The 10,715-nt window shown below is 72.3% G+C and carries 7 protein-coding genes; 5 read left to right on the forward strand and 2 right to left on the reverse strand.

Annotated elements, in window-relative coordinates; translation table 11 throughout:
* Window positions 1–178: 178 nt before the first annotated feature.
* Entirely contained in the window at window positions 179–1,138 is a 960-nt protein-coding gene (gene meaB / locus ACGFN2_RS20620; RefSeq protein WP_362611039.1) for a methylmalonyl Co-A mutase-associated GTPase MeaB, read from the reverse strand.
* A 72-nt stretch (window positions 1,139–1,210) separates the two neighbouring features.
* A complete protein-coding gene (locus tag ACGFN2_RS20625) occupies window positions 1,211–2,386 on the reverse strand; it encodes an acetyl-CoA C-acetyltransferase (protein ID WP_362611060.1) in 1,176 nt (391 codons plus the stop codon).
* A 173-nt stretch (window positions 2,387–2,559) separates the two neighbouring features.
* Here ACGFN2_RS20625 and mce point away from each other — a divergent pair, with 173 nt between their 5' ends.
* The 5 genes from mce to ACGFN2_RS20650 all read left to right on the forward strand — a co-directional run bounded on the left by mce (window position 2,560) and on the right by ACGFN2_RS20650 (window position 10,514).
* A complete protein-coding gene (gene mce / locus ACGFN2_RS20630; protein WP_362611042.1) occupies window positions 2,560–3,000 on the forward strand; it encodes a methylmalonyl-CoA epimerase in 441 nt (146 codons plus the stop codon).
* Between the two features lie 207 nt (window positions 3,001–3,207).
* Window positions 3,208–7,470, forward strand: coding sequence for a polarized growth protein Scy (gene scy, locus ACGFN2_RS20635; protein WP_393362446.1), 4,263 nt, complete (start codon window positions 3,208–3,210; stop codon window positions 7,468–7,470).
* Window positions 7,471–7,583: 113 nt separating this feature from the next.
* Window positions 7,584–8,522: a cellulose-binding protein gene (locus tag ACGFN2_RS20640; protein ID WP_362611048.1), complete on the forward strand. Its 939-nt coding sequence runs from the start codon at window positions 7,584–7,586 to the stop codon at window positions 8,520–8,522.
* Between the two features lie 189 nt (window positions 8,523–8,711).
* The gene (locus tag ACGFN2_RS20645) at window positions 8,712–9,737 is read left to right on the forward strand and encodes an ATP-binding cassette domain-containing protein (RefSeq protein WP_362611050.1); all 1,026 of its coding nucleotides are present in this window, start codon (window positions 8,712–8,714) and stop codon (window positions 9,735–9,737) included.
* Window positions 9,738–9,740: 3 nt separating this feature from the next.
* Window positions 9,741–10,514 (forward strand): ABC transporter permease subunit, encoded by a 774-nt coding sequence (locus tag ACGFN2_RS20650; protein WP_362611053.1) that lies wholly within the window; start codon window positions 9,741–9,743, stop codon window positions 10,512–10,514.
* The last annotated feature ends 201 nt before the right edge of the window (window positions 10,515–10,715 follow it).

The raw sequence follows: 10,715 nt of genomic DNA on the forward strand, positions 1-10,715 counted from the left end.
CCGGTGCGTCCCCTCCGACCCCCGCGGCAACCACGAACGCCGCCACGGCGCAAGCCACCACCGGACCCGCACCAACCCCTGACACGGCGACCAGAGCGCGCCCCAAAGGGGCGCGGGGAACTGCGCGCCCAGCCACAACCGCACCCCGCAGCCGAAGCCGAGCCGAGCCGAACGCCCCTCACCCCCCGTTCGTCAACCCCTCAACCAACTCATCGGCCGCCCGATAGGGATCGGTCTCCCCGGAGACGATGCGCTCCGCCAACGCACCCAGCCGGCGATCGCCCCGCAGATCGCCGATCCGCTCACGCAGCGCCGTCACCGCGATCGTCTCGACCTCATGCGCCGCCCGGGACCGCCGCCGCTCCGTGAGGACACCTCGCTCCTCCATCCAGGCGCGGTGCTTCTCCAGCGCCTCGACGACCTCGTCGACCCCTTCGCCCCGCGCCGCGACGGTCTTGACGATCGGCGGCCGCCAGTCCCCCGCCGCCCGGGACTCGCCCAGCCCCAGCATGTGGTTGAGCTCGCGGGCGGTGGCGTCGGCGCCGTCGCGGTCGGCCTTGTTGACGACGTAGACGTCGCCGATCTCCAGGATTCCGGCCTTGGCCGCCTGGATGCCGTCGCCCATGCCGGGCGCCAGCAGCACCACGCTGGTGTCGGCCTGGGAGGCGATCTCCACCTCGGACTGGCCGACGCCGACCGTCTCGACGAGGACCACGTCGCAGCCCGCCGCGTCCAGGACGCGGATCGCCTGGGGCGCGGCCCAGGCCAGGCCGCCCAGATGGCCGCGGGTGGCCATGGAGCGGATGTAGACGCCGGGGTCGGAGGCGTGTTCGCTCATCCGGACCCGGTCGCCGAGCAGCGCGCCGCCGGAGAACGGGGAGGACGGGTCGACGGCGAGCACGCCGACCCGTTTGCCCGTCTTGCGATAGGCCGTCACCAGCGCGGAGGTGGTGGTGGACTTGCCCACGCCGGGGGAGCCGGTCAGCCCGACCACATAGGCGTTGCCGGTGAGCGGCGCCAGGGCCGCCATCACCTCGCGCAGCTCCGGTGACGCCCCCTCCACGAGGGAGATCAGCCGTGCCACGGCCCTCGGCCGGCCCTGCCGTGCCTGTTCCACCAGCTGGGGGACGTCCACCATCGCCGCTCGGCTCCTTCGGCTCGCTCGTACGCGACTCGGCCCGCCCGTACGCACCGGCGTACGGGCTCTCGGTTACTTACCCGGAACGCGGATGATCAGCGCGTCGCCCTGACCGCCGCCGCCGCACAGCGCGGCCGCGCCCACGCCACCGCCCCGCCGACGCAGCTCCAGCGCGAGATGCAGCACGATCCGGGCGCCGGACATCCCGATCGGGTGACCCAGGGCAATGGCGCCGCCATTGACGTTCACCTTTTCCGGGGACACTCCGAGGTCCTTCATCGACTGCACCGCGACGGCCGCGAAGGCCTCGTTGATCTCGATCAGGTCAAGATCGGCGACGGCGAGGCCGTCCTTCTTCAGGGCGTGGTTGATGGCGTTGGAGGGCTGGGACTGGAGCGAGTTGTCCGGGCCCGCGACATTGCCGTGGGCGCCGATCTCCGCGATCCACTCCAGGCCGAGTTCCTGGGCCTTGGCCTTGCTCATGACGACGACCGCGGCGGCGCCGTCGGAGATCTGCGAGGCGCTGCCGGCGGTGATCGTGCCGTCCTTGGCGAAGGCCGGGCGGAGCTTGCCGAGCGACTCCGTGGTGGTCTCGCCGCGGATGCCCTCGTCCTTGCTGAAGAGGACCGGCTCGCCCTTGCGCTGCGGGATCTCCACGGGGGTGATCTCGGCCTCGAAGAGCCCGTTCTTCTGGGCGGCGGCGGCCCGCTGGTGGGACTGCGCGGCGACCTCGTCCTGCTCCGGCCGGGCGATACCCAGACGGGTGTTGTGCTTCTCGGTCGACTCCCCCATGGCGATGCCTTCGTGGGCGTCGGTGAGGCCGTCGTGCGCCATCGAGTCGAGCATCTCGACCGCGCCGTACTTGAAGCCCTCGCGGGACTTCGGGAGCAGGTGCGGGGCGTTGCTCATGGACTCCTGGCCACCGGCGACGATGACGTCGAACTCACCGGCGCGGATGAGCTGGTCGGCCAGCGCGATGGCGTCGAGGCCGGAGAGGCAGACCTTGTTGACGGTGAGCGCGGGGACGTTCATGGGGATGCCGGCCTTGACGGCGGCCTGACGTGCCGGGATCTGCCCCGCCCCGGCCTGGAGCACCTGGCCCATGATCACGTACTGCACCTGGTCGCCGCCGATGCCCGCCCGGTCCAGTGCCGCCTTGATGGCGACGCCGCCCAGGTCGGCGCCGGAGAAGGTCCGCAGCGATCCCAGGAGCCGGCCCATGGGGGTGCGCGCACCCGCCACGATCACTGAGGTGCTGCCGTTCGTGCCGTTCGTTGCAGACATGCGGTGCGGCCTTCCGTTGCGGGGAAGTTAACGAGGGTTCCCGTCAATGTACTGAGCGGTACGCGCCGGGTCACCGGCAAGCGGGTGTGATCGCGCGCACGTTGCGTAACCGGCCGTGCGGGCGGTGCACTGGACCCATGCTGACGCGAATCGACCACATCGGGATCGCCTGTTTCGACCTCGACAAGACTGTCGAGTTCTACCGTGCCACGTATGGCTTCGAGGTGTTCCACACCGAGGTCAACGAGGAGCAGGGGGTCCGGGAGGCCATGCTCAAGATCAATGAGACATCGGACGGCGGTGCCTCGTATTTGCAGCTCCTGGAGCCCACCCGCGAGGACTCCGCGGTGGGCAAGTGGCTTGCCAAGAACGGCGAGGGGGTGCACCACATCGCCTTCGGTACGGCGGACGTGGACGGCGACTCCGAGGCCATCCGGGGCAAGGGCGTCCGGGTTCTCTACGACGAGCCCAGGACCGGCTCGATGGGCTCCCGGATCACCTTCCTGCACCCCAAGGATTGTCACGGAGTGCTCACCGAACTCGTCACCGCGGCGCCCGCCACCTCGACGGACCACTGACCTTCGCCTTCCCCGGCCGGTAGAGTGCTGCTTCGGCCGGGGTAGGGAGTGGGGCTCGGTCCATACCCTGCCGATGATCTGACACCATTTCTTCGGAAGGGTCAGCTCCGAAGGGCGCGAGTTCGGTACGACGTGACGTGTACGGGACGAGCACCGCAGTTTCGGAGACGGCCGCCACCATGACCAGGGGACGGATGGGACCGCGCAGTGCGGGGCAACGAGCGCCAGGAGCGCAAGTGGGCTGAGGCCGACCATCTCTCGCAGTTCGAGGCCGAGATGGAGCGGCTGAAGACCGAGCGGGACAAGGCCGTTCAGCACGCCGACGACCTCGGCTACCAGGTCGAGGTGCTGCGCGCCAAGCTGCACGAGGCGCGCCGCAACCTCGCGACCCGTCCTGCCTACGACAACGTCAGCCATCAGGCCGAACAGCTGCTGCGCAACGCGCAGATCCAGGCGGACCAGCTGCGTACCGACGCCGAGCGGGAGCTGCGCGAGGCACGGGCACAGACCCAGCGGCTGCTGCAGGAGCAGGCCGAGCGGCAGTCCCGGCTGGAGGCCGAGCTGCACGCCGAGGCGGTCAACCGCCGGCAGCGGCTCGACGAGGAGCTGAACGAGCGCCGGCAGACCGTCGAGTCGCATGTCAACGAGAACGTCGCCTGGGCCGAACAGCTGCGCGCCCGTACGGAGTCGCAGGCCCGCCGGCTCCTGGAGGAATCCCGCAGGGAGGCCGAGCAGGCGCTGGCCGCCGCGCGGACCGAGGCCCAGCGGCTGGCCGAACAGGCCAGGGAGCGGCTCGGCACCGAGGCCACCGAGGCCCGTACCGAAGCGGAAAGCATCCTGCGCCGGGCGCGTACGGACGCCGAACGGCTGCTGAACGCCGCCTCCAGCCAGGCCCAGGAGGCCACCGACCAGGCCGAGCAGCTGCGGACCAGCGTCGGCACCGAGTCGGAGGAGGCCCGCCGGCAGGCCGCGGAGCTGACCCGCACCGCCGAGGCCCGCGTCCAGGAGGCGGACACGGCGCTGCGCGAGGCGCGCGCCGAGGCGGAGAAGCTCGTCGACGAGGCGCAGCAGAGCGCCACCAAGCGGCTGACGGCGGCCGAGTCCGACAACGAGCAGCGCACCCGTACGGCCAAGGCGGAGATCGCCCGGCTGGTGGGCGAGGCCACCAAGGAGGCCGAGGCGCTCAAGGCCGAGGCCGAGCAACTGCGGTCGGACGCCCGCACGGAGGCCGAGCGGCTGGTCGCCGAGGCGCAGGAGACCGCCCGGTCCAAGGCGGCGGAGGACTCCGCGGCGCAGCTGGCGAAGGCCGCGCGCAGTGCCGAGGAGGTGCTGAACAAGGCGTCGGAGGACGCCAAGGCCACCACCAAGGCCGCCGCGGAGGAGGCCGAACGGCTGCGCAAGGAGGCCGAGTCCGAGGCCGACCGGCTGCGCGAAGAGGCCCATGACACCGTGGCCCAGCTCAAGGGCGCGGCGAAGGACGACACCAAGGAGTACCGCGCCAAGACCGTCGAACTCCAGGAGGAGGCACGGCGGCTGCGCGGTGAGGCGGAGCAGCTGCGCGCGGACGCGGTCTCCGAGGGCGAGCGCATCCGCAGCGAGGCCCGCCGGGAGGCGGTCCAGCAGATCGAGGAGGCGGCCGGGACCGCCGAGGAGCTGCTGGCGAAGGCCAAGTCGGACGCCGAGGAGACCCGTTCGGGCGCCGTCACGGAGAGCGAGCGGGTTCGGACGGAGGCCATCGAGCGGGCCTCGGCCCTGCGCCGGCAGGCCGAGGAGGCCCTGGAGCGGGCCCGTTCGGAGTCCGAGGAGCTGCTCACCGAGGGCGCCCAGGCCGCCGAGATGGTCACCACCGAGGCGGAGGAGTCCGCCGCACGGCTGCGTGCGGAGGCCGAGCAGGCCGCCGAGGAGCGCCGCGCCGAGGCGCAGGACGAGCTGGACCGGCTGCGCACCGAGGCCGAGGAGAAGGTCACCGCCGGCGAGCGGACGCTGCGCGACGCCCGCGCGGAGGCGGAGCGGCTGCGCCGGGAGACGCAGGAGGACGCGGCCCGGCTCAAGGCCGAGTCGGCGGAGCGGCGCCGGACGCTGCAGCAGCAGGCCGAGGAGGAGGCCGAGCGGCTGCGCGGCGAGGCGGCCACGGACGCCTCGGCGGCGCGCGCCGAGGCCGAGACGGTGGCCGGACGGCTGCAGGCGGAGGCGTCGGCCGAGGCGGAGCGGCTCAAGTCGGAGGCGCAGGAGACCGCGGACCGGGTGCGGGCCGAGGCGGCGACGGCCGCCGAGCGCACGGGCACGGAGGCGGCGCAGGCGCTGGCCGCGGCCCAGGAGGAGGCCTCGCGGCGGCGCCGGGAGGCCGAGCAGCTGCTGGGCGAGGCCCGCGAGGAGTCCCACCAGGAGCGCACCACGGCGCGCGAGCAGAGCGAGGAACTGCTGGCCTCCGCCCGTACGCGGGTGAGCGAGGCGCAGGAGGAGGCCCAGCGGCTGGTCGAGGAGGCGGACCGGCGTTCGGGCGAGCTGGTGGCGGCGGCCGAGCAGACCGCGCAGCAGGTGCGGGACTCGGTCGCGGGGCTGCACGAGCAGGCCGGTGAGGAGATCGCCGGGCTGCGTTCGGCGGCCGAGCACGCCGCGGAGCGCACCAGGACCGAGGCGCAGGACGAGGCGGACCGTATCCGCAAGGACGCCTACGAGGAGCGGGAGCGCGCCTCGGAGGACGCGGCGCGGGCCCGTGCGGAGGCGCAGGAGGCGACGGAGGCCGCGAAGTCCCTCGCGGAGCGGGCGGTTTCCGAGGCCATCGAGGAGGCCGACGGGCTGCGCGCCGAGGCGGCCGGGCTCGTGGACGAGGCCCGCCGGGACGCCAACACGGCGCGGTCCGAGGCCGCGGCGCAGGCCGACCAGCTGGTGTCGGAGGCGACCGCACAGGCCGAGAAGCTGGTGGCGGACGCCACGGCCAAGGCGCAGCAGCTGCGTACCGAGGCGTCGGACGCGCTGGCGGCCGGCGAGCAGGACGCGGCGCGGGCCCGCGCGGAGGCGCGGGACGACGCGAACCGGATGCGCTCGGACGCCGCGGAGCAGGCGGACCGGCTGGTCACCGAGGCGCGCACGGAGGCCGAACGGATCGTCACCGAGGCCACCGAGCTGACGTCTTCGGCGCAGGACGACGCCGACCGTACGGTCCAGGAGGCCCAGCAGGCCGCCGACCAGCTGCGGGCCGAGGGCGAGCAGCAGGCGCAGCGGCTGACCGCGGAGGCGACCGAGGCCGCGGAGCGGCTGCGGGCCGAGGCCGCCGAGGTGCTGGAGAACGCCCGCAAGGACGCCGACCGCACCGCCGACGAGGCGCGCAAGGCGGCCAACAAGACGCGTTCGGACGCCGCGGAGCAGGCCGACGAGCTGATGTCGGAGGCCGGGACCGAGGCCGAGCGGCTGCGCACGGAGGCGGCGGAGACGACCGCGGACGCCGAGCGGGACGCGGACCGTACCCGGGCCGACGCCCGGGAGCAGGCGGACCGGATGCTGGCGACGGCCACCGCGGAGGCGGACCGGCTGCGGGCGGACGCCGCCGAGACGGTCACCGCCGCGCAGGAGCACGCCAACCGCACCCGTAACGAGTCCGCGAAGCTCAAGGAGGACGCCGAGGCGGCGGCCGGGCAGACCCGGACCGAGGCCCAGCAGGAGGCGGACCGGCTGCTCGACGAGGCGCGCAAGGACGCCGCCCAGCGCCGCGCGGACGCGGCCGAGCAGGCGGACCAGCTCGTCGCCAAGGCCCAGGAGGAGGCGCTCAAGGCGGCCACCGCCGCCGAGGAGCAGGCCGACACGATGGTCGGGGTGGCCCGCAAGGAGGCCGACCGGCTGGTCTCGGACGCGACCACCGACGGCAACGCGCGGGTGGAGAAGGCCCGTACGGACGCCAACACGCTGCTGGAGGAGGCCCGCCGGGACGCCACCGGCATCCGGGACCGCGCCGAGGAGCTGCGGCAGCGGATCGAGTCCGAGGTCGAGGAGCTGCACGAGCGGGCCCGCCGGGAGTCGGCGGAGACGATGAAGAGCGCCGGCGAGCGGGTCGACAAGCTCATCGCGCAGGCCACCGAGCAGCAGGTGGAGGCCGAGGAGAAGGCCGACCGCATGGTGGCGGACGCGAACAGCGAGGCGAGCAAGGTCCGGATCTCGGCGGTGAAGAAGGCCGAGGGCCTGATCAAGGAGGCCGAGAACAAGAAGGCCGCGGCGGTGCGCGACGCGGAGCGGATGCGCACCGAGGCCGAGGCGGAGGCCGAGCGGATCGTGGACGAGGGGAAGCGGGAACTGGAGGTGCTGGTGCGCCGCCGGGAGGACATCAACGCCGAAATCTCCCGCGTTCAGGACGTTCTGGAAGCCCTGGAATCGTTCGAGTCGCCCGGCGGGGGCGGGGACGGCAAGGGGGGCGGCGTGAAGGCGGCCGCGGGAGCGGGTGCAACTCGTTCGAGTGGCAAGCAGTCTGAAGGGTAGCCACTCAAATGAGGGGTCATTCTCCAGATCAAACCGGCAATGACTCGATGACACGCCGTTGTGGCCCCTAGGATTCTCCTTATCACCTCACCGGTCTCTTCGACAGGAACCCCATGAGCGACACTTCCTCCCCCTTCGGCTTCGAGCTCGTGCGGCGTGGGTACGACCGCGGTCAGGTGGATGACCGCATTACGAAGCTTGTCGCCGACCGCGACAGCGCGCTGGCCCGCATCACGTCGCTGGAAAAGCGGATCGAGGAACTGCACCTCGAGACGCAGAACGCCCAGGCGCAGGTCAATGACGCCGAACCGTCCTACGCGGGCCTCGGTGCGCGCGTGGAGAAGATCCTCCGGCTCGCCGAGGAGGAGGCGAAGGACCTGCGCGAGGAGGCCCGGCGGGCCGCCGAGCAGCACCGTGAGCTGGCCGAGTCGTCCGCCCAGCAGGTCCGTAACGACGCCGAGTCGTTCGCCGCCGAGCGCAAGGCGAAGGCCGAGGACGAGGGCGCCCGGATCGTCGAGAAGGCCAAGGGCGAGGCCGCGTCGCTGCGCGCCGAGGCGCAGAAGGACGCGCAGTCGAAGCGCGAGGAGGCGGACTCCCTCTTCGAGGAGACCCGGGCCAAGGCTGCGCAGGCCGCCGCGGACTTCGAGACCAACCTCGCCAAGCGCCGTGAGCAGTCCGAGCGTGACCTGGCCTCGCGTCAGGCCAAGGCCGAGAAGCGGCTCGCGGAGATCGAGCACCGCGCCGAGCAGCTCCGCCTGGAGGCCGAGAAGCTGCGTACGGACGCGGAGCGCCGGGCCCGCCAGACGGTGGAGACCGCGCAGCGCCAGGCCGAGGACATCGTGGCGGACGCCAACGCGAAGGCGGACCGTATCCGCAGCGAGTCCGAGCGCGAGCTGGCGGCGCTGACCAACCGCCGCGACTCGATCAACGCGCAGCTGACCAACGTCCGCGAGATGCTCGCGACGCTGACCGGTGCGGCGGTGGCCGCGGCCGGTGCCCCCGGCGAGGACGAGACCGTCTCCCGCGGTGTCCCCGCCCAGCAGAGCCGCTGATCTCCCCCAGCCATCGCTGGGAGGTACCCAGGCAGGTTCGCCTCCGTAGGGCTGTCGCGCGCCCCCGTACCGCCTTCGTGGTGGTGCGGGGGCGCGGTGCGTACCTGGGGGCACCTCCCTGCGGGGGTGGTCCACCGGGCGGCCCCGCCCCGGTGGCAGGGGTCCTGGGGCCCGCCTAGCGTGCTCAGCATGATCGAGCTTGAGGGGCTGACCAAGCATTACGGCGACAAGGTCGCCGTGGACCACCTCACGTTCACGGTGCGGCCCGGGATCATCACCGGCTTCCTCGGACCGAACGGCGCGGGCAAGTCGACCACCATGCGGATGATGCTCGACCTGGACAACCCCACGTCGGGATCGGTCCGGATCGACGGCAAGCACTACCGGCAGCTGCAGGACCCGCTCACCTACATCGGGGCGCTGCTGGAGGCGAAGGCGGTGCACGGCGGCCGGAGCGCCGCCAACCATCTGCTGTGCCTGGCACAGAGCAACGGCATCCCCCGCAGCCGGGTCGCCGAGGTGCTGGACACCGTCGGGCTGAGTTCGGTCGCCAAGAAGCGCGCGAAGGGCTTCTCGCTCGGCATGGGCCAGCGGCTCGGAATCGCCGCTGCGCTGCTCGGCGACCCGCAGGTGATGCTCTTCGACGAGCCGGTCAACGGGCTCGACCCCGAGGGCATCCACTGGATTCGCCATCTGATGAAGAACCTCGCCGCCCAGGGCCGTACGGTCTTCGTCTCCTCGCATCTGATGAGCGAGATGGCGCTGACCGCGGACCATCTGATCGTGATCGGGCAGGGCCGGCTGATGGCCGACACCTCGATGAAGGACTTCATCCACCAGAACTCCCGGTCGTACGTCCGGATGCGCTCCCCGCAACAGGAGAAGCTGCTGGATCTGCTGCACGACGAGGGCATCGACGCGGTGGCCGTCGCCAACGGGTCACTGGAGATCGACGGGGTGTCCGCCGACCGGCTGGGCGAACTGGCGGCCCGGCACCAGCTGGTGCTGCACGAGCTGAGCCCCCAGCAGGCCTCCCTGGAGGAGGCGTTCATGCAGCTGACGGCCGAGTCGGTGGAGTACCACGCGCACGACGGCGAGCCGTCGCCGGGCCGGCCCGGAGCCCGGCCCGCGGGAGAACCGCAGCCGGCCGGGGCACGGCCGGACACGCCGCAGCCGACCGGCTGGGGCGCGGACTGGCAGAAGAAGAGGAGCTGACGGATGGCGGCGCTCGGGCAGGTCATTCGGTCGGAGTGGACCAAGATCAGGTCGGTGCGGTCCACGGTGTGGACGCTGGGCATCGCCGTGGTCGTCACCATCGGGCTGGGCGTGCTGATCTGCACCCTGGCCAACAGCGACTTCAGCTCGATGCCGGCCCGCGACCGGCTGGCCTTCGACGCCACCAACATCAGCTTCGCCGGGATGGGGCTCGGCCAGCTGGCGATGATCGTCTTCGGGGTGCTGGTGGTCTCGAACGAGTACAGCACCGGCATGATCCGCGCCTCGCTGGCCGCCGTACCCCAGCGCGGCACCTTTCTGTTCTGCAAACTGCTGGTGGCCACCGCGCTGGTCTTCGTCGTCGGACTCGCCACCAGCTTCGTGACGTTCTTCGCGGGGCAGGCGGTGCTCGGTGACCTCCGGGCGCACCTCGGCGATCCGGGCGTGCTGCGCGCGGTGATCGGCGGCGGGCTCTACATGACGCTGATCGCGCTGTTCTCGATGGCGGTGGCCACGATGCTGCGCAGCCCGATGCTCTCGCTGGGCATCCTGATGCCGTTCTTCTTCCTGATCTCGAACATCCTCGGCAACGTCTCGGCGACCCGGAAGGTCGGCCGCTTTCTGCCGGACCAGGCGGGCTCGAAGATCATGCAGGTGATCCCACGGGCCAACGACGAGGTGCCGTACGGCCCGTGGGGCGGCCTCGGCATCATGATCGCCTGGACGGTGGTGGCGCTGGTCTGCGGGTTCGTTTTGCTGAAGAAGCGTGACGCGTAGCGCTGCGCTTTGCCTTCGGCGTACGTGGTTCGGTGCGGCGCCGTTGCGCCTGCGGCGGGCGGGTCCGCTGCGCGGGGCTTCTGGGTGCGGTGACGGGCCTCCGGGGTGGAGGTGTGGGACTGCTTCGCTTTACGTCCCAACGGCTCCGACCGCTCGTCGCGGCGCCCGATGCGGCGGAAGCTGCCGCAGGTGCTTGCTGCG

Origin of the sequence: Streptomyces sp. NPDC048612 (assembly GCF_043199295.1) — a bacterium.
In the GTDB taxonomy this organism is placed as follows: Bacteria; Actinomycetota; Actinomycetes; order Streptomycetales; family Streptomycetaceae; genus Streptomyces.